Here is an 18,787-nt window from a genome sequence, read left to right as displayed (position 1 = left end):
GCCGGCCGGTCACTCCGGTAGGAGTCGACCAGCCCCGCGTCCGCGCGCAGCACCGCCACCCCGTCCAGCCAGGACCGGATGTGGCCTTGGACGAGGCCCGGCCGGCGCTGCAGCGGTGAGCCGGATTCGTCGTAGTCGTCGTGCCAGCTCAGCCAGTCCCGCGATTCGCTCATGGCGTCGGGTGGCCTCCGGTGTCGATGACGCAGAACCGGTTGCCCTCCGTGTCGGCCAGGACGACGAAGTCGGCGTCCGGGGGGCAGCGGTCCCAGTCGACCGGCTGCGCCCCCAGCCCGACCAGCCGCTCCACCTCGGCGGCCTGGGCGGCGGCGTCGCCGGAGTACAGGTCCAGGTGCACCCGGGGGTGCTCCTGCGCCTCGCTCTCGCTCAGCCCCAGCGCCAGGTGTGCGCCCACCCCCGACAGGGGCACCAGCACCACCCAGTCTTCGTCCGGCTCCTCCCGCGGCACGTAGCCGAGCGCCTGGGTCCAGAACGCCATGGCGCGAGGCAGGTCGCTGACCCCGAGGACCGTGGTGCCGATGCGCAGCATCGACCCAGTGTGACCCGGCGTCACCGCCGTTGGAGCCGTCCGGTCCGGGGGCTACGTGTGGGCCATGTCCACGAAGCGCGAGTAGTGGCCCTGGAAGGCCACGGTCACCGTGCTGGTCGGACCGTTGCGGTGTTTGGCCACGATCAGGTCGGCCTCGCCGACGCGCGGGGACTCCCGCTCGTACTGGTCCTCGCGGTGCAGCAGGATCACCATGTCGGCGTCCTGCTCGATGGCGCCGGACTCGCGCAGGTCGGACATCATGGGCCGCTTGTCGGTGCGCTGCTCGGGGCCACGGTTCAGCTGGCTGATCGCGACCACCGGGACGTCGAGCTCCTTGGCCAGCAGCTTCAGCGACCGGGAGAACTCGGACACCTCCTGCTGTCGGGACTCGACCCGCTTGCCGCTGCTCATCAGCTGCAGGTAGTCGACGACGACGAGGCGCAGGTCGTGCCGCTGCTTGAGCCGGCGGCACTTGGCCCGGATCTCCATCATCGACATGTTCGGGCTGTCGTCAATGAACAGCGGCGCCTCGGAGACGGTGCTCATGGTCCGGGCCAGCCGGGTCCAGTCGTCGTCGCTCATCGTGCCGCTGCGCATGTGGTGCAGCGCGACCCTGGCCTCCGCCGAGAGCAGTCGCATGGTGATCTCGTTGCGGCCCATCTCCAGGGAGAAGATCACGCTGGCCAGCCCGTGCTTGACCGACGCGGAGCGGCAGAAGTCCAGTCCCAGAGTCGATTTGCCCACGGCTGGTCTGGCCGCGACGACGATCATCTGGCCGCCGTGCAGGCCGTTGGTCAGCTGGTCGAGGTCGGCGAAGCCGGTGGGGACGCCGACCATCGCGCCGCCCCGCGACGAGATCGCCTCGATCTCGTCGAGGGTCCCCTGCATGACCTCGGACAGCGGCAGGTAGTCGTCGCTGGTACGCCGCTCGGTGACCGAGTACAGCTCGGCCTGGGCCCGGTCCACGAGGTCGTCGGCGTCGCCGCCGTCGGCCGCGTAGCCGAGCTGGACGATCTTGGTGCCGGCCTCGACCAGCCGCCGCAGCACGGACCGCTCCCGGACGATGCGGGCGTAGTACGACGCGTTCGCGGCGGTGGGCACCGACGAGATGAGCGTGTGCAGGTACGGCGCACCGCCGATGCGGGGCAGCTCGCCGCGGCGGGTCAGCTCGGCCGCGACCGTGACCGGGTCGGCCGGCTCGCCGCGGCCGTACAGGTCGAGGACGGTGTCGTAGACGGTCTGGTGGGCCGGCTTGTAGAAGTCCCCGGGCCGCAGCACCTCGACGACGTCGGCGATGGCGTCCTTGGACAGCAGCATGCCGCCGAGCACGCACTGCTCCGCCGACAGGTCCTGCGGCGGCGTCCGCTCGAACGCCGGGTCGTACCCCGAGGCCGCGACCCCGATCTCCACCACGCTCACCGGTGCCGACCCTCCTTCCCCGTGCTCAAGACCAGTGAACCGGAGGGTCCCGACAGCCCTGGTGCTCGACGCGCCCGCGACGGTTCGCTGCCGACGCCTCGGGGAGGCTATGGCCGGCCCCGGCGGGTCGGGAAACCCGGCTGTGGACAGCGCTGGGGACAACCCTGGGGACGCAGCCTCGTGGCCATGTGCACACCCTGTGGACTGACCAGTGGATTTTGGTCCCGGCTCGGCGCTGGCGGGGCGCGTGGCCTGCACAGACGTCGTCCACCGGCTGTGGGCAAGAAATAGTCGCCCGCGGCGGGCGTGGCGTGCGCGGCACGCCGGGCCCGGTGGCCGGCCGGGCCCCCTCGGGGCCCCCCAGCGCTGCCCTCCCAGGGTGCGCAACGTGCCGAGAACGCCGCGGGTTCCCGCCCTGGACCGGGAGATTCTGCGGCTGGCCGTGCCCGCCCTGGGCGCGCTGGTGGCCGAGCCGCTGTTCGTGCTGAGCGACTCGGCGGTGGTCGGCACCTTGGGCGTGCTGCCGCTGGCCGCGCTCGGCCTCGCCGCGACCGTGCTGGGCACGCTGGTGGGACTGTGCGTCTTCCTGGCGTACGCCACGACCGCCGCGGTGGCCCGGCGCACCGGTGCGGGCGACCCGGTCGGGGCGCTGCGGCAGGGCCTGGACGGCGTGTGGCTGGCGATCGGCCTCGGCCTGCTGCTGCTGGTCGCCCTGGAGACCACCGCACCCGACCTGGTCCACTGGCTCGGCGCGTCGGCACAGGTGCAGCCGTTCGCCATCACCTACCTGCGGGTCAGCGCCCTCGGGCTGCCCGCCATGCTCGTGGTACTGGCCGCCACCGGGGTGCTGCGCGGGCGGCAGGACACCCGCACCCCGTTGGTGGTCGCGGTCACCGCCGCCGTGGTCAACCTCGCGCTGTGCCTGCTGTTCGTGCTCGGGCTGGGCTTCGGGGTGGCCGGCTCGGCCTGGGCGACGGTGACCGCTCAGACCGGTGCCGCCCTGGTCTACCGGCTGCTGCTGGTGCGGGCGGCCCGCGGCCTGGGTGCCCCGCTGCGCCCGGACCGGGCCGGGGTCCGGCGCTCGGCATCGACCAGCGTGCCGCTGTTCGTCCGCACGGTGGCGCTGCGGGCCGTGTTCGTCACAGGCACGGCGGTGGCGGCCCGCATCGGGGCCGCCGAGCTGGCCACCAACCAGGTCTCGATGCAGACCTGGTACCTGCTGGCGCTGGCCATGGACGCCCTCGCGATCGCGGGCCAGGCCATCGTGGGCCGGCAGCTCGGCGCCACGGACGCCGCCGCGGCCCGGGCGACCACCCGTCGCCTGCTCGGTTGGAGCGTCGGGGCGGGCGTCATGCTGGGGGCGCTCCTGCTCGCCGTCCGGCCGGCGTTCGTGCTGCTGTTCACCGGTGACCGACCGTGCGGGCGCTGCTGTCCACGGCCCTCGTCCTGGTGGCGCTGCACCAGCGGGTGGCCGGCCCGGTGTTCGTCCTCGACGGCCTCCTCATCGGGGCAGGGGACGGGCGCTACCTGGCCTGGGCCCAGCTGGTGACCCACCTGGCGTTCCTGCCGGCGGCCCTGCTCGTGCTGCTGGTGGACGGCGGGTTGGTCGCCCTGTGGGTCGCCCTGGCCGAGTTCATGCTGGTCCGGCTGGCGGTCCTGGCTGGGCGGGCGCGAGGGGATCGGTGGCTGGTGACCGGCGCGGTGCGCTGACGTTCGCCTGCTGGCGCAGGCGCTGCCACAGCCCGCCCAGCCGGTCCTCGACCCCGCCGGCCCACCGCTGGTCGAACAGCACCACGCCCCACAGGATCAGCGCGCCGGCCAGCCAGCCACCAATGATGTCGGAGAACCAGTGGTAGTCGAGCAGCAGCGAGCTGACCCCGACCACGCCGGCGATGCTCACGACGGCGGCCACCATGCCGGCCATCGACAACGGGCGCCGGGCGAACCGGAGCAGCAGGTAGGCCAGCAGCCCCCACATCAGCACCACGTTGGAGGCGTGTCCGGACGGGTACTGCAGCCCGCCGGTGAACGCCTCGGCCACCCCCGAGTAGGGCCGCGGCCGGGCGGTGAGCACCTTGACGGTGCCGACGGCGAGGTTGAGGCCCACGATCGAGGCCACGAACAGGGTCAGCGGGCGGACGGTCCGGCGGCGGCTGGCCAGCCAGGCCGCGCAGGCTCCCACGGCGACGGCCACCGGCCCGCGCTGGCCGAGGTCCTGCAGGATGAGCGCGGGCTCCCGGAAGTGCTCGAACGGCCGACGCCAGGCGTCGAAGTGCACCGCCAAGTCGACATGCACCAGACCGATCCCCAGCATGACCTGCACCGAGACCAGCAGCAGGCCCGCGGCGAGCAGGCCGCCGACCAGCCACCACCAGCGTGACGCCCCGGCCGGCCTCGCTGGAGGGTCAGCCGGATCGCCGGCCGGACGGTCTTCACGCACCCTTTCACCATGCCTCGGACGCCGCCCGCAGGGCGAACCGGGGCGCGGTGACCTTCCCCACTGCCCGAACCGGAACCTCCCGCGGAGGCCGCTGAACGCACGACCCGCCCCGACCCGGTGGTCGGAGCGGGTCGACGGAGCGGGCGGGTCAGGCCGAGACGACGTCCAGGCTGACGGCCGCCGAGACCTCCGGGTGCAGCTTCACGCGGACCGTGTGCGAGCCCAGACTCTTGATCTGACCGGGCAGCTCGATGCTGCGCTTGTCGATCGTGGGGCCACCGGCCGCCTTCACGGCGTCCACCACGTCAGCGACCGTGATCGACCCGAACAGCCGACCAGCCTCGCCAGCCCGGGCCACGATCGTGACGGACAGGGCCTCGAGCTCGGCCTTGAGCCTGCGGGCCTGCCCGGCGTCGGCGACCTCGCGGATCTCGCGGGCCCGCTTGAAGCTGGCGATCTGCTTCTCGGCGCCGCGGGTCCACGGCATGGCCAGGCGCCGCGGGAGCAGGTAGTTGCGGCCGTAGCCGTCCTTGACCTCGACCAGGTCCCCTGGGGCACCGAGGCCGGAGACCTCCTGCGTGAGGATGAGCTTCATCGGGGCAGCCTCCTCAGCGCGCGGTGCTGGTGTAGGGGAGCAGCGCGACCTCGCGGGCGTTCTTGACCGCCTTGGCGATCTGCCGCTGCTGCTGGACGGTCACGCCGGTGACCCGGCGGGCACGGATCTTGCCCCGGTCGGAGATGAACTTCCGCAGCAGGGCGGTGTCCTTGTAGTCGATGTAGTCGATCTTGGCGGCCAACAGCGGGTTGGCCTTCTTCTTGGGCTTGCGAACAGGCGGCTTCGCCATGGTGATGTCTCCTGGAGAACGAGGAAGTCGAAGGACCTAGAAGGGGGGCTCGTCGCTGGCGGCAGCGCCGGCAGCGCCGGCGGAGCCCCAGCCGGCGTCACCGGCGGGAGCGGGGCTGGACCACGGGTCGTCCACCGGACCGCCACCGAAACCACCGCCGCCGCCCCCGGTGCCACGTGACACCTTGGTGACCTTGGCGGTGGCGTAGCGCAGAGCGGGGCCGACGTCGTCGACCTGGCACTCGACGACCGTGCGCTTCTCGCCCTCCTTGGTCTCGTAGGACCGCTGCTGCAGCCGGCCCGACACGATGACCCGCATGCCCCGCTGGAGGGACTCCGCGACGTTCTCGGCGTACTGCCGCCACACGCTGCAGCGCATGAAGACGGTGTCGCCGTCCTTCCACTCGTTGGTCTGCTTGTCCAGCACGCGAGTAGAGGACGCCACGGTGAACGACGCCACGGCCGCACCGCTCGGGGTGAACCGCAGCTCGGGGTCGTTGGTCAGGTTGCCGACGATGGTGACCTGGATGTCGCCCTGTGCCATGGGTACCGCTCCCTTTGCCGGTGCTACCGGATGTCCGGACGGATGACCTTGGTGCGAAGCACGGCCTCGTTGAGGTTCAGCTGGCGGTCCAGCTCCTTGACGACGTCCGGCTCCGCAGTGAGGTCGACGACGGCGTAGATGCCCTCGGACTTCTTGGCGATCTCGTAGGCCAGCCGACGACGGCCCCAGATGTCGACCTTCTCCACGCTGCCGCCGCCCTGGCGGACGACGTTGAGGAACTGGTCGATGCTCGGGGCGACGGTCCGCTCCTCAAGCTCGGGATCGAGGATGACCATCAGCTCATAGCGACGCATGCGTGACCCACCTCCTTTGGACTAAGCGGCCACGGTCCTTCCGTGGCAGGAGGGCGACTGCATCGAAGCGGGGCGTCGGCGTCATGGCTGACCCCAGCGCCCCTGCGACCGAGCCAGGATACCGGGCGTCGGCGGTGGCCGGAAATCGTCGTCTACAGGCCGGCGCGGGCGGGGCGTCGGCGTCATGCGCCAGGATGGTCGGGTGCGCGTCGCGACCTGGAACGTCAACTCGGTGACCGCCCGGCTGCCCCGGCTGCTGGAGTGGCTGGAGCAGACCGCGCCGGACGCCGTCTGCCTGCAGGAGACCAAGGTGGCCGCCGGGGCGTTTCCGGCCGCCGACGTCGAGGCGCTCGGCTACCAGGTGGCCCACCACGGGCAGGGCCGGTGGAACGGCGTCGCCGTGCTGTCCCGCGTCGGCCTGGACGACGTGGTCAACGGGTTCCCCGGCTGCCCCGGGTTCCCCGACGAGGACACCCTGGAGGCCCGCGCGGTGGCGGCGACCTGCGGGCCGGTCCGGCTGATGAGCGTCTACGTGCCCAACGGCCGGGCCGTCGACGACCCGCACTACGCCTACAAGCTGCGCTGGCTGGCCGCCCTGCGGGAGAGCGTCAGGGCCCAGGCGGCAGCCGACCGGCCGTTCGCCGTCCTCGGCGACTACAACGTCGCGCCCACCGATGCCGACGTCTGGGACCCGGCCGTGTTCGTGGGCGCGACGCACGTCACCGAGCCGGAGCGGGCCGCGCTGGGCGAGCTGCGCGGGACCGGGCTGTTCGACGTCGTGCCGCGGATCGCGAAGGGACCGCACCCGTACACCTACTGGGACTACCGCGACGGTGCGTTCCACAAGGGGATGGGCATGCGCATCGACCTGGTCTACGGCAACGCGGCCTTCGCCGGGGCGGTTCGGGACGCCTACGTCGACCGGGAGGCCCGCAAGGGCAAGGGCCCCTCCGACCACGCGCCGGTGGTCGTCGACCTCGAGCTGTGAGCCGGGGTCGGCGTCCCTCCGGTCGCCGATCCTGACCTAGGGTGGAGCGCGTGTCGCTCGCCGTGCGGATGATCAGTCGGGAGCAGCACCTCACCTTCGTGGCGGAGCGGTCCGGCAGCTTCCTGCAGCTACCCTCGTGGGCCGGGGTGAAGGCCGAGTGGGCGCACGAGAGCCTCGGCTGGTTCTACGGCGACCAGCTGGTCGGCGCCGGACTCGTTCTGCTGCGGCCGATCCCCAAGATGAAGCGGTACCTGGCCTACCTGCCCGAGGGCCCGGTGCTGGACTGGTCGGCGTACGACCCGGCCGACGTCACCGAGCCGCTGCTGGCGCACCTGCGCAAGCGGCACGCCTTCACCGTGAAGATGGGCCCGCAGGTGGTGCTGCGCCGCTGGTCCGCGGACACCCTCAAGGACGCGATCGCCGGCGGCGGTGTGCGCCGGCTCGGTGAGGTCACCGCCGACGTGACCGACCCCGACGGCCAGGCGCTGGCCGACCGGCTGCGCGGGCTGGGCTGGCAGCAGGGCTCCACCGAAGGTGCCGGGTTCGGCGACTTCCAGCCGCGGTACGTGTTCCAGGTGCCGCTGGCCGACCGCTCGCTGGACGACGTCCTGGCCGGGTTCAACCAGCTGTGGCGGCGCAACGTGAAGAAGGCCGAGAAGGCCGGGGTCGAGGTCACGCTCGGCCGCTACGAGGACCTCGACGCGTTCCACGACGTCTACGTCGAGACCGCCCGGAGGGACCAGTTCACGCCGCGCCCGCTGGCGTACTTCCAGCGGATGTGGCGCGCGATGCTGGCCGAGGACGACGACCGGATCCGGCTGTACCTGGCCCACCATCAGGGTGCCGTGCTGGCCGCGACGACCTGGGTCCGGGTCGGCACGCACGTCTGGTACTCCTACGGGGCTTCGACCACCGACGGCCGCGAGTACCGGGGCAGCAACGCCGTCCAGTGGGCCATGATCCGCGACGCGCACGCGGCTGGCGCCGCCGTCTACGACCTGCGCGGCATCTCGGACACCCTCGACCCTGACGACCACCTGTTCGGGCTGATCCAGTTCAAGCTGGGCACCGGCGGGGAGGCCGTCGAGTACCTCGGGGAGTGGGACTACCCCCTGTCCCCGGTGCTGCACCGCGCTTTCCGGGCCTACCTCGCCCGTCGGTGAGAGGCTTCTCACCGTGACCGTCACCCTGCACGTGGACGCCGCGGTGTGGCGGGCCCACCAGGACGCCGTCCTCGCGGACACCCCGGGGCTGGTGCCGGTGGTCAAGGGCAACGGGTACGGGTTCGGCCGGGAGGTGCTGGCGGCCGAGGCCGGGCGGCTCGGCGTCGCCGCGCTCGCGGTGGGCACGGCGGCGGAGGTGGACTCGGTCCGCGCCGCGTTCCCCGGGGACGTGCTCGTGCTGTCTCCGTGGCACCCGGCGGTGGAGCCGGTGCCGGACGACGACCCCCGGGTGGTGCGCACCGTGTCCTCGCGGGCCGGGCTGGAGGGGCTGGCCGCGACCGCCCGGCCGGGGGCTGGGCCCGCGCGCCGGATCGCGGTCGAGCTGATGACCTCGATGCGCCGGCACGGGCTGACCGGGGAGGACCTGCCGGCGGTGCGGCCGCTGCTGGACGGGTTCACCGTGGAGGGGTTCGCGCTGCACCTGCCGATGGACTCCGGCGAGCTGACCAGGGTGGAGGAGGTGGAGGCCTCGATCGCCCGGCTGTGGGGCGCCGGGCTCACGGTGGACACCCTGTGGCTGAGCCACCTGAGCCCGGACGAGGTGGCCGCCGTCCAGTCCAGCCACCCGGACGTGCGGCTGCTGTCACGGGTGGGCACCCGGCTGTGGCTGGGCGAGCGGGCGGCCTACGCGCCGCGGAGCACCGTGCTCGACGTGCACCCGCTGCGGCGCGGTGACCGGTTCGGCTACCGGCAGCGCCGGGCGCCGGGGGCCGGCCACCTGCTCGTGGTCGGGGGCGGCACCTCGCACGGCATCGGGCTGGAGGCGCCCCGGCAGGTCCGGGGTCTGGGGCAGCGGGCCAGGGTCGCCGCGGCCGGTGGGCTCGAGGCGGCCGGGCGGGCGCTGTCGCCGTTCACCGTGGGCGACCGCAAGCGCTGGTTCGCCGAGCCGCCGCACATGCAGGTCTCCATGGTGTGGCTGCCCGAGGACGTCGAGCCGCCGGCCATCGGCACCGAGCTGGACGTCGAGGTGCGCATGACGACGGTCACCTTCGACCGGGTGCTGCTCACCTAGTCGAGGGCGACCTGTCCGGTGAGCCTTCGGTCACCGGACAAGGTCAACGTCACCTGGTCCGGGGCGCCGTCGAGGATCCCGCCGGCGGGGTCGTCGCTGCCGTCGGCACGGATCGGGTCGTGCCCGGGGGACCAGATGTCACGCACCACCAGCCCGGCCACCCACACGGTCACCAGGATGCGCAGCAGGGTGGCCCCGCTGTGGGACCACTCGGGGACGAACGCGGTGGCCGGATGGGTCAGCGCCTGCAGGTGCCACCACACGGCGATGAAGTACAGCGCCTCGGCGGTCGCCCAGACGAGCAGCTCGCGCCAGCGCGGCCGGGCCAGCGGGTACAGCGCGAGCATCCACAGCACGTACTGCGGCGAGTAGACCTTGTTGGTGACGGCGAACGCCACCACCACCAGGAACGCCAGCTGGCCCAGCCGCGGCCGCCGCGGTGCGGCCAGCGCCAGCCAGCCGATGCCCAGGCACAGCAGCAGCAGCGAGCCCGACGCGACCGGGTTGAGCGCCCAGGACGGCAGCGGCTGCCCGGCCCGCTCGAGGACGTACCACAGCGACCCGAAGCCGGCGCCGCGCTCCTGGGACAGTGAGTAGAACGCCCCCCAGCCGCTGGGCCACAGCACGGCGACCGGCAGGTTCACCGCCAGCCAGGCCAGCACTGCCGAGCCGGCGGTGCGCCAGAACACCGGCATCCGGCCGGCCCGCAGCGCGAGCACCAGGAGCGGGCCGAGCAGGACGACGGGGTAGAACTTCGCGGCGACCGCGAGCCCGAGCAGCACGCCGGCCAGCACCGGCCGGGACCTGGCCCAGGCCAGCAGGAACCCGGCGGTCAGGGCGACCGCCAACAGGTCCCAGTTGATGAACGCCGTGAGCACCAGCCCAGGCGCCAGGGCGAACAGGGCCGCGTCCCAGGGCCGTCGTCCCGCCGTCTTGGCGATCAGCCAGGTGGTGGCGAGCGCGCACGCGGTGAGCAGCACCACGTTCACGTCGAAGAAGGTGCGGCTGCGATCGGCCAGCCCGGCGCCGCCGTCGACCGCCTTGGTGACCCAGGCCGCGACCCACATGAAGCCACCGGTGAGCACCGGGTACTCCAGCGCCTGCGCGCCGCCGTCGACGGCGGCGTAGGGGTTGCCGGCGTCCGGCAGCCCGGCCCGGCCGCGGTACAGGAAAGCGATGTCGGAGTAGCACATCTGCGGGTACATCGAGTCGCTGGTCCAGGCGTTGGCCCGGCACGGCTGCTTGACCAGCAGGGCCAGCACCCCGGCCAGCGCCGTGAGCAGCAGCAGGACCGCCACCGCACGGGTGCCCCGTACCCGGCGCCCGGCCGGTCCGCCGACCAGCTCGGCTCCGGCGGCAACGACGGGGTCCTCCAGGCTCGGCAGCACCACCTCCGCCGCCGACGGCGTCATGGGCTGCTGCTGGGTGACGCCGCGGCCGGACTCGCCGCGCCGGACGGGCCCGGCCCCGGCAACCCGCTCGACGACGCGGAGGGCGCGGGGCTCGGCGAACCCGAGTCCGTCGGCGAGCCGCTGGCGGTGGCACTGGGCGAGCCGCTGGCCGAGGCACTCGCGGTCGGGCTGAGCGTGGGGCTGGCCGAGGGCGTCGGGCTGGCCGAGGGGGTCGGCTGGCCGCCGATGTGAGCCGGCTTGGGGAACGGCACGACCGGAGTGCCCTTCAGCGCGGCGGACATGTACGCGGTCCACATCCGGGCCGGGAACGACCCACCAGTCACCGACGTCATCCCTCCGACCCCAGCCATCGACTGCAGGCTACCGTCCGAGTTCGGCCGGAACATGGCAACCGCGGTGGCCAGCTGCGGCGTGTAGCCGACGTACCACGCCGACCGGTTGCTGTTCGTCGTCCCGGTCTTGCCGGCGGACGGCCGGCCCAGCTGCTGGGCGGCGAAGCCCGAGCCGTTGGTGACGACGCCCTGCAGCGCCCAGGTGACATCGGCCATGACGTCGGGGGCGAACACCCGGGCCGGCTGCGCGTTCAGCCGGTAGAGCACGCCGCCGCTGAAGGTCTTCACCGACAGGATGGACGTCGGCTGGGTGCGCAGCCCCTGGGCCGCGAACGTGGCGTACGCGCCGGCCATGTCGAGCACGGTGGGCGACGCGGTGCCCAGTGGCACGGTCAGCCCGTTGTCGATCGGGACGTCGTTCGGGACGCCGGCCCGCCGGGCCGCGTCGATCGACTTCTCCGAGCCGATCGTCTGGTTGACGTCGACGTAGACGGTGTTGACCGAGTCGGCGGTCGCCTGCATCAAGGTGATCATGCCGAACGACTCGTTGCCGAAGTTCGGCACGGTGTAGGTGCCCGAGCCGTCCGGTTTGACGAACGTCCGCGGGCTGTGGCCGTTCCAGGTGGAGTACAGCGAGACGCCGTTCTCCAGCGCCGCGGACAGCGTGAACGGCTTGAACGTGGAGCCGGCCTGCGGCTTGGCCTGAGTCGCGTCGTTGAACTGCTGCTGCTGGTAGTCCGCGCCGCCGTACATCGCCACGATCGCGCCGTTGGACGGGTCGACCGCCACCAGGCCCACCCGCACCCCCTGCGCGTTCGTCTTCGGCCGCTGGGCCGCGACGGCGGCGACCGCGGCGGCCTGCTTGGCCTTGTCGAAGCTGGACACGACCCGCAGCCCGCGGCCGCTGAGGTCCGCGTCGGTGAAGCCGCGCTGCAGCAGCTCCAGCCGCACCGTCTCCAGCAGGTAGCCCGAGGGCCCGGCCAGGGACGACGCCGCGGGCGCCGGCAGGATCTTGGGGAAGGTGGCGGCGGCCCGCTCGGCCGGGGTGAGCCAGCCGCTGGTGACCATCCCGTTCAGGACATAGTTGTACCGGTCGGTGAGCCCGTCCATGTTGGTCTCGGGGGCGTAGAAGCCGGGCGACTGGATCATCCCGGCGAGGACCGCGCCCTGCTCGAGGGTGAGCTGGGAGGCGTCCACGCCGAAGTAGGCCCTGGACGCCGCCTGGATCCCGTAGGTGCCACGGCCGAAGTAGATGGTGTTGAGGTAGTCCTCGAGGATCTGCTGCTTGGACAGCTGCCGGTCGATCTTGATCGCCAGGATGATGTCGGTGACCTTGCGCCGGACCGTCCGGTCCTGGACCAGGTAGTAGTTCTTGACCAGCTGCTGGGTGATGGTCGAGCCGCCCTGGATCGGGCCGCCGCGCAGGTCGTTCCAGGCCGCCCGGGCGATCCCGCTGACCGAGATGCCGCCCTCCTGGTAGAAGCCGCGGTCCTCGGCCGCGAGCACGGCCTGCTGCACGTGCACCGGGACCGAGCTGAGCTGGATCGAGGTGCGGTTGACGTCGCCGAGGCGGCCGAGCTCGTTGCGCCCGTCCGCGTAGTAGACGATCGTGGCCTGGCCGACGGCGTCCTGGTTCGGCACCGGGATGGCGGTCGACGCGTACAAGGCAGCGAACCCGACGACGCCCAGCAGCAGCGCGAGGCCGCCCATGAACAGCCACTGTCGCCAGGACGGCCACCAGCGCAGGACCCCACGACGACCGGCCCTCGGGTAGTCGATCCTCACCTGTCCTCGTCCTCGATCGTCGGCTGCCGACGCGGCGGTCGACGCGCCACTCCGTCACCCAGGACGTACGAGGTGACCAGGTGGTTCCATCCGCAGCCTTGGCAGACCTCCACGATGTACACGCGGAACTCGCCGTGCTCGCGGGCCATCTGCTCCAGCTCGCCGCTGGCTTTGATCCGCCCCGAATACTGCCCCAGCTCGTCCCCGAACACATAGTTGAGCGTGTCCAGCGGCTGCTTGGCGCACACCGGGCAGGGCCGTCCGGTCGGTTCCCCGTGGAACTTGGCGGCCCGCAGCAGGTACGGGTCCGCATCGCAGACGTCGGTCGTCGTGGCGCCGCCCGAGCGCAGCGCGCTGAGGGTCGCGCGCCGGGCCAGTGAGTAGTCGATCACCGACCGCTGCGACCACATGGCACTCCAGGGTACGGCGCGCGAACACAGCCTGAACGCTCGGTGACTTGCCCCAAGCGGCGGGTGCGGCTTATCGTCTCGATGTATCGACTCGATACATCGAACGTTCGAGTTCGACTGGCTGACCCGCTGCTGGCGAGAGGAGAGACCGTGCCCAAGCGCACCGGCGTCCTTGAGCTGGCCGTGCTGGGCCTGCTGCACCAGTCGCCGCTGCACGGCTACGAGCTACGCAAGCGACTGAACAGCCTGCTCGGGTCGTTCCGGGCCTTCTCCTACGGCTCCCTGTACCCGTGCCTGAAGGATCTCGTGGCCCGGGGCTGGATCGTCGAGGACACCTCGGCCGAGGCCGGCGCCTCGAGCCTGTCGGGCCGGCGGTCCCGGATCGTCTACAAGCTGACCGGCGAGGGCAAGGAAGCGTTCCACGAGCTGCTGTCCGAGGCGGGACCGGCGGCGTGGGACGACGAGAACTTCGGCGTCCACCTGGCCTTCTTCGGCCAGACCGACGCTGACGTCCGGATGCGCATCCTGCTGGGACGGCGCAGCCGGCTGGAGGAGCGGTTGGACAACCTGCGCCAGGCGTTGGCGCGGACCCGGGAACGGGTCGACACCTACACCCTCGAGCTGCAGCGTCACGGCCTGGAGTCGGTCGAGCGCGAGGTTCGGTGGCTGAACGAGCTGATCATCAACGAGCGGCAGGGCGACCAGCCCGAGCACCGCACCCAGCAGGCTGACCGGGTGCTCCCCGGAGCCGATGAGGACAAGGAGTAACCGGATGGGTCAGGTACGCGTGGCCATCGTGGGAGTCGGCAACTGCAGCTCCTCCCTGGTCCAGGGCGTCGAGTACTACCGCGACGCGGACGCCACAGCCAAGGTGCCCGGGCTGATGCACGTTCAGCTGGGCGCCTACCACGTGAGCGACCTGCAGTTCGTCGCGGCGTTCGACGTGGACGCCAAGAAGGTCGGCCAGGATCTCGCCCACGCGATCTTCGCGAGCGAGAACAACACCATCAAGTTCGCCGACGTCCCGCCGCTCGGGATCACCGTGCAGCGCGGGCACACCCTCGACGGCCTGGGCAAGTACTACCGGGAGACCATCACCGAGTCAGACGAGGAAGCAGTCGACGTCGTCGCCGCACTGCGCGAGTCGCGGGCCGACGTGCTGGTCTGCTACCTGCCCGTGGGCTCGGAGGACGCCGCCCGGTTCTACGCGCAGTGCGCGCTGGACGCCGGCGTCGGCTTTGTCAACGCGTTGCCGGTGTTCATCGCGGGCACCAAGGAGTGGGCCGACAAGTTCACCGCGGCCGGGCTGCCCATCGTCGGTGACGACATCAAGTCGCAGGTGGGTGCCACCATCACGCACCGCGTGCTCGCCAAGCTGTTCGAGGACCGCGGCGTGATGCTCGACCGCACGATGCAGCTCAACGTCGGCGGCAACATGGACTTCATGAACATGCTTGAGCGGGAGCGGCTGGAGTCGAAGAAGATCTCCAAGACCCAGTCGGTCACCTCGCAGCTGCGCCACGACCTCGGCAAGGGCAACGTGCACATCGGCCCGTCCGACTACGTGGCCTGGCTCGACGACCGCAAATGGGCGTACGTCCGGCTCGAGGGCCGCGCGTTCGGCGACGTCCCGCTGAACCTCGAGTACAAGCTCGAGGTCTGGGACTCCCCGAACTCCGCCGGTGTCATCATCGACGCCGTCCGCTGCGCCAAGATCGCCATGGACCGAGGCATCGGCGGCCCGCTGCTCGGCCCGTCGGCGTACTTCATGAAGTCACCGCCGGTGCAGTACCGCGACGACGAAGCCCGGCAGATGGTCGAGGACTTCATCGCCGGCGAGTAGCCGCCGCGTCCGTCCGCTCCTCATCGACAGGGGGCCCGCCGTTCGGTGGGCCCCCTGTCGCCGTCCTGGCGCCGGGTGCCGCCCGGCTAGCCTTCCCCCGTGCCGTCGGCTGCGGATCTGCGAACGATCCTGTCCGGCCGCGGCTTTCGGCTGCTGTACGCCACCCGGCTGCTGGCCCAGTCCGCCGACGGCCTGCTGCAGGCCGGCCTCGCGTCCTACGTGCTGTTCTCCCCCGAGCGGCAGGCGGACGGCGGGAAGGTGGCGGCCGCGTTCGCCGCCCTGCTGCTGCCGTACTCGCTGGTCGGGCCGTTCGCCGGCGTGCTGCTGGACCGCTGGCGGCGACAGCGGGTGCTGGTTCTCGCCAACGTGGTGCGCGGGGCGCTGGTGGCCGTGCTCGCGCTGCTCGTGTGGGACGGCAGCACGGGGGTCGGCTTCCTCGCGGTGGCCCTGTGCGTGCTGGGTGTGAACCGGTTCTTCCTGGCCGGGCTGTCGGCCGCGCTGCCGCACGTGGTGGAGCCGAGCCGGCTGGTGACGGCGAACGCGCTGGCCGCGACATCGGGGACGGTCGCGGCGGCCCTGGGCGCCGCGCTGGGGCTGGTGGTGCGCGCGGTGGGGGGCGGCAGCGACCTCGTGGCTGCGGGGACGGTCGTCGTGGCCGGGCTGGGCTACCTCGCATCGGCCACCGTCGCGATCCGGCTGGGCCGCGACGAGCTCGGTCCGGAGCGTGGGGATGGGCTGCCGAGGGTGCTCGAGGCGCTGAGCGGGGTCGTGGCCGGGATGGCGGCCGGGGTGCGGCACCTGTCCGCCCGACCACGGCCCGCGCGCGCACTCGCCGCGGTCGGCTGGTACCGGTTCCTGTTCGGGCTGATGACCGTGCTCGTCGTGCTGCTCGAACGGGGCTACTTCCACGCCCCTTCGGACGCCAACGGCGGGCTGCGCGGCGTGAGTCTGGTGTTCGCGGCCACCGGTCTGGGGGTGCCGGTCGGCGCCGTCCTCACGCCGGCAGCGGTGCGTCGGATCGGGCCGGACCGATGGGTCACGGTGCTGCTGGTCGCGTCCGGGGTCGGGGTGGTGGCCCTCGGGCTCCCCTTCCTGGAGGTGCCGCTGGCGCTGCTCGGGTTCGTGCTGGGTCTGACCGGCCAGGGCATCAAGCTCTGCGCGGACACCGCGGTCCAGCAGGGCGTGGAGGACCGCTACCGGGGCCGGGTCTTCGCGCTCTACGACATGCTCTTCAACGTGACCTTCGTGGCTGCGGCCGGGCTGGCGGCGGCCACCTTGCCGGTCGACGGGCACTCGGCGGCCGTGCTGGCCGGAACAGCCGGCGGCTTCCTGCTGGGCGCGGCGGCCTACGCCCGGGCCAGCGCATCGGACGTCACCGGGTGAGCCGCCCCACCCTGGTCAACTTCGCGAGGACCACCAGCGGAGGAGCTCGGCTTCGGCCTCGTCGGTCGGGAGCGGGCCGCGGTCCAGGCGCAGCTCGAGCAGGTGCTGGTACGCCTGGCCCACCAGCGGGCCGGGTGGGATCCCCAGCAGGGCCATGATCTGGGTGCCGTCGAGGTCCGGGCGGATCGCGGCCAGCCCCTCCTCCTCGGACAGCCGGGCGATCCTGGCCTCGAGGTCGTCGTAGGTGTGGGCCAGCTCGGCCGCCTTGCGCCGGTTGCGCGTGGTGCAGTCGGCCCTGGTCAGCTTGTGCAGCCGGTCCAGCAGCGGCCCGGCGTCGCGCACGTACCGGCGCACCGCCGAGTCGGTCCACTGACCCGTCCCGTACCCGTGGAAGCGCAGGTGCAGCTCGACCAGCCGGGTCACGTCGTCCACGACGTCCTTGCCGAACCGCAGTGCCTGCAGCCGCTTGCGGGCGATCTTCGCGCCGACCACCTCGTGGTGGTGGAAGCTCACCCCGCCGCCGGCCTCGAACCGCCGGGTCCGGGGCTTGCCGACGTCATGCAGCAGGGCGGCCAGCCGCAGCACGAGGTCCGGGCCGGGCACCGGGCCGCCCGGGCCGTCCTCGAGCGTGATGGCCTGCTCCAGCACGGTGAGCGTGTGCTCGTAGACGTCCTTGTGCCGGTGGTGCTCATCGATCTCCAGCCGCAGCTGCGGCAGCTCGGGCAGCACGTGCCCGGCCAGGCCGGTGTCCACGAGCAGGGTCAGGCCCACCCGTGGGTCGGCCGCACAGACCAGCTTCTCCAGCTCGCCGCGGACCCGCTCCGCGGAGACGATCTCGATCCGCTGCGCCATCGCGGCCATGGCCCGAACGATGTCCGGCTCGACGGCGAGCCCGAGCTGGGAGGCGAACCGGGCCGCCCGCAGCATCCGCAGCGGGTCGTCGGAGAAGGACTCCTCCGGGGTGCCGGGGGTGCGCAGCACCTTCCTGGCCAGGTCGCCGAGCCCGCCGAAGAGGTCGACGAACTCCCGCTGGGGCAGCCGCACCGCCATCGCGTTGACGGTGAAGTCCCGGCGCCGCAGGTCGCCCTCGAGGTCGTGGCCGTAGGTGACCTCGGGCTTGCGGGTGGCCCGGTCGTAGGCGTCCGAGCGGTAGGTCGTGATCTCCAGCCGGTACCCGCCGCGCAGCGCACCGACGGTGCCGAACGCGATGCCGACGTCCCAGGTCGCCTGGGCCCAGCCCTCGAGCAGGGCCAGCGACTCCTCGGGCCGGGCCGACGTCGCGAAGTCCAGGTCGGCGCCGAGTCGGCCCAGCAGCGCGTCGCGCACCGATCCGCCGACCAGCGCCAGCTCGTACCCGCCCGCCCGGAACCGCTTGCCGACCGTGTCCACCACCGGCGACACGTGCAGCAGCTCGGCGACGGCGCGCCGCTGCGCGGCGTCGAGCTCGGCGGCGGATCGGTCGTGGGGATCGGGCACGGGAGGCAAGGGTACGCACGTGGTCCCGCCCGGGCCGCTCCCGCACTCGTACGATCCACGGGTGACCCCTGCCCAGCGTCGGCCCCGCACGCCCGCCGTGGAGGAGGTCTCCGCCGGTGGGCTGGTGGTCGACCCGGCCAGCTTGGTCGTCGCGGGGGCGCTCATCGCCCGGCGCAACCGCAGGGGCCGGCTCGAGTGGGTGCTGCCCAAGGGACACGTGGAGGTCGGGGAGTCCACCGAGGAGGCCGCCGTGCGGGAGGTCGCCGAGGAGACCGGTATCCGCGGCCGGATCATCGCGCCGCTGGGCACCATCGACTACTGGTTCTTCGCCAACGGCCGACGCATCCACAAGACCGTGCACCACTTCCTGCTCGAGGCGGCCGGCGGGGAGCTGTCGGACCTCGACGCCGAGGTCGAGCAGGTGGCCTGGGTTCCGCTGGGCGAGGCGGCCGGGCGGCTCGCCTTCGCCGACGAGAAGCGGCTGGTCGACCGGGCCTTCGACGTGCTCGCGGAGACCGCGTGACCGCACGACCGCGGCGCCCACGGGCGGCTGCGGTGGCCCTGGCGGTGCTGGTGGCGTCGGTGGCCCTGCTGCTGGACGGCCACCCGCTCCCGGCCGCGGCCCAGACCACCACCCAGCCGCTGAAGATCACGGTCACCGAGCTCAGCCCGCTGGCCCCCACGGCAGCAGACACCGTGCACCTGGCCGGTCGGGTGACGAACAGCGGGGACAGCCCGGTGACCGACCTGATCGTCCAGCTCAGGGTGTCGTCGCGGCCGCTGCTGTCCCGCTCCGCGCTCGCGGCCTCCGCCTC

19 protein-coding genes and 1 pseudogene are annotated in these 18,787 nt (G+C 72.5%); 9 read left to right on the top strand and 11 right to left on the bottom strand.

Annotated features, from left to right (window positions below):
• Positions 1-169: 169 nt before the first annotated feature.
• Entirely contained in the window at positions 170-547 is a 378-nt protein-coding gene (locus VIM19_07435) for a VOC family protein (GenBank protein HEY5184719.1), read from the bottom strand.
• A 51-nt stretch (positions 548-598) separates the two neighbouring features.
• A complete protein-coding gene (dnaB, locus tag VIM19_07430; protein HEY5184718.1) occupies positions 599-1,966 on the bottom strand; it encodes a replicative DNA helicase in 1,368 nt (455 codons plus the stop codon).
• A 379-nt stretch (positions 1,967-2,345) separates the two neighbouring features.
• On the opposite strand from dnaB, the pseudogene VIM19_07425 reads away from it, so the two are divergent.
• Positions 2,346-3,676, top strand: a pseudogene (locus VIM19_07425) (MATE family efflux transporter).
• Here the strand turns inward: VIM19_07425 and VIM19_07420 are convergent.
• The 5 genes from VIM19_07420 to rpsF all read right to left on the bottom strand — a co-directional run bounded on the left by VIM19_07420 (position 3,600) and on the right by rpsF (position 6,108).
• Positions 3,600-4,406: a phosphatase PAP2 family protein gene (locus tag VIM19_07420; protein ID HEY5184717.1), complete on the bottom strand. Its 807-nt coding sequence runs from the start codon at positions 4,404-4,406 to the stop codon at positions 3,600-3,602. The pseudogene VIM19_07425 and the gene VIM19_07420 sit on opposite strands and share 77 nt — an antisense overlap.
• 148 nt (positions 4,407-4,554) lie before the next feature.
• Positions 4,555-5,001, bottom strand: a complete 447-nt coding sequence (gene rplI, locus VIM19_07415) for a 50S ribosomal protein L9 (protein HEY5184716.1) — start codon at positions 4,999-5,001, stop codon at positions 4,555-4,557.
• 13 nt (positions 5,002-5,014) lie between these two features.
• Positions 5,015-5,251, bottom strand: a complete 237-nt coding sequence (gene rpsR / locus VIM19_07410) for a 30S ribosomal protein S18 (protein HEY5184715.1) — start codon at positions 5,249-5,251, stop codon at positions 5,015-5,017.
• A gap of 36 nt (positions 5,252-5,287) precedes the next feature.
• Positions 5,288-5,794, bottom strand: a complete 507-nt coding sequence (locus tag VIM19_07405) for a single-stranded DNA-binding protein (protein HEY5184714.1) — start codon at positions 5,792-5,794, stop codon at positions 5,288-5,290.
• A 23-nt stretch (positions 5,795-5,817) separates the two neighbouring features.
• Positions 5,818-6,108: a 30S ribosomal protein S6 gene (rpsF, locus tag VIM19_07400; GenBank protein HEY5184713.1), complete on the bottom strand. Its 291-nt coding sequence runs from the start codon at positions 6,106-6,108 to the stop codon at positions 5,818-5,820.
• 202 nt (positions 6,109-6,310) lie between these two features.
• Here rpsF and VIM19_07395 point away from each other — a divergent pair, with 202 nt between their 5' ends.
• The 3 genes from VIM19_07395 to VIM19_07385 are packed head-to-tail and all read left to right on the top strand — an operon-like array spanning position 6,311 to position 9,331.
• Complete coding sequence (locus tag VIM19_07395) at positions 6,311-7,096, top strand: exodeoxyribonuclease III (GenBank protein HEY5184712.1); 786 nt, start codon at positions 6,311-6,313, stop codon at positions 7,094-7,096.
• Between the two features lie 50 nt (positions 7,097-7,146).
• Entirely contained in the window at positions 7,147-8,259 is a 1,113-nt protein-coding gene (locus VIM19_07390) for a peptidoglycan bridge formation glycyltransferase FemA/FemB family protein (GenBank protein ID HEY5184711.1), read from the top strand.
• Positions 8,260-8,272: 13 nt separating this feature from the next.
• The gene (locus VIM19_07385) at positions 8,273-9,331 is read left to right on the top strand and encodes an alanine racemase (GenBank protein ID HEY5184710.1); all 1,059 of its coding nucleotides are present in this window, start codon (positions 8,273-8,275) and stop codon (positions 9,329-9,331) included.
• On the opposite strand, the gene VIM19_07380 is transcribed toward VIM19_07385, so the two are convergent.
• Genes VIM19_07380 through VIM19_07370 form a run of 3 tightly spaced genes read right to left on the bottom strand, consistent with a single transcriptional unit; the run spans position 9,328 to position 13,270 of the window.
• Positions 9,328-10,743, bottom strand: a complete 1,416-nt coding sequence (locus VIM19_07380) for a glycosyltransferase 87 family protein (protein HEY5184709.1) — start codon at positions 10,741-10,743, stop codon at positions 9,328-9,330. The genes VIM19_07385 and VIM19_07380 overlap by 4 nt on opposite strands.
• Positions 10,740-12,860, bottom strand: a complete 2,121-nt coding sequence (locus VIM19_07375) for a transglycosylase domain-containing protein (GenBank protein ID HEY5184708.1) — start codon at positions 12,858-12,860, stop codon at positions 10,740-10,742. The genes VIM19_07380 and VIM19_07375 overlap by 4 nt, the downstream gene beginning before the upstream one ends.
• Entirely contained in the window at positions 12,857-13,270 is a 414-nt protein-coding gene (locus VIM19_07370; GenBank protein ID HEY5184707.1) for a DUF5318 family protein, read from the bottom strand. The genes VIM19_07375 and VIM19_07370 overlap by 4 nt, the downstream gene beginning before the upstream one ends.
• A gap of 150 nt (positions 13,271-13,420) precedes the next feature.
• Here VIM19_07370 and VIM19_07365 point away from each other — a divergent pair, with 150 nt between their 5' ends.
• From VIM19_07365 to VIM19_07355, 3 genes are all read left to right on the top strand, one after another.
• Entirely contained in the window at positions 13,421-14,038 is a 618-nt protein-coding gene (locus VIM19_07365) for a PadR family transcriptional regulator (GenBank protein HEY5184706.1), read from the top strand.
• A 4-nt stretch (positions 14,039-14,042) separates the two neighbouring features.
• Positions 14,043-15,113, top strand: a complete 1,071-nt coding sequence (locus VIM19_07360) for an inositol-3-phosphate synthase (protein HEY5184705.1) — start codon at positions 14,043-14,045, stop codon at positions 15,111-15,113.
• 99 nt (positions 15,114-15,212) lie between these two features.
• The gene (locus tag VIM19_07355) at positions 15,213-16,496 is read left to right on the top strand and encodes an MFS transporter (protein HEY5184704.1); all 1,284 of its coding nucleotides are present in this window, start codon (positions 15,213-15,215) and stop codon (positions 16,494-16,496) included.
• A 15-nt stretch (positions 16,497-16,511) separates the two neighbouring features.
• On the opposite strand, the gene VIM19_07350 is transcribed toward VIM19_07355, so the two are convergent.
• On the bottom strand, positions 16,512-17,972 hold the full coding sequence (locus VIM19_07350; GenBank protein ID HEY5184703.1) for a CCA tRNA nucleotidyltransferase: 1,461 nt from the start codon (positions 17,970-17,972) through the stop codon (positions 16,512-16,514).
• Positions 17,973-18,033: 61 nt separating this feature from the next.
• On the opposite strand from VIM19_07350, the gene VIM19_07345 reads away from it, so the two are divergent.
• Positions 18,034-18,495 carry an NUDIX hydrolase gene (locus VIM19_07345; protein ID HEY5184702.1) on the top strand — a complete coding sequence of 154 codons (462 nt, stop codon included), beginning with the start codon at positions 18,034-18,036 and terminating at the stop codon, positions 18,493-18,495.
• On the top strand, positions 18,492-18,787 hold a 296-nt coding region (locus VIM19_07340), incomplete at its 3' end, for a hypothetical protein (GenBank protein ID HEY5184701.1). The genes VIM19_07345 and VIM19_07340, both read left to right, overlap by 4 nt.

The sequence above is a fragment of the Actinomycetes bacterium genome, assembly GCA_036510875.1.
GTDB lineage: Bacteria > Actinomycetota > Actinomycetes > Prado026 > Prado026 > DATCDE01.
This window is presented reverse-complemented; position numbering and strand designations above follow the sequence as displayed.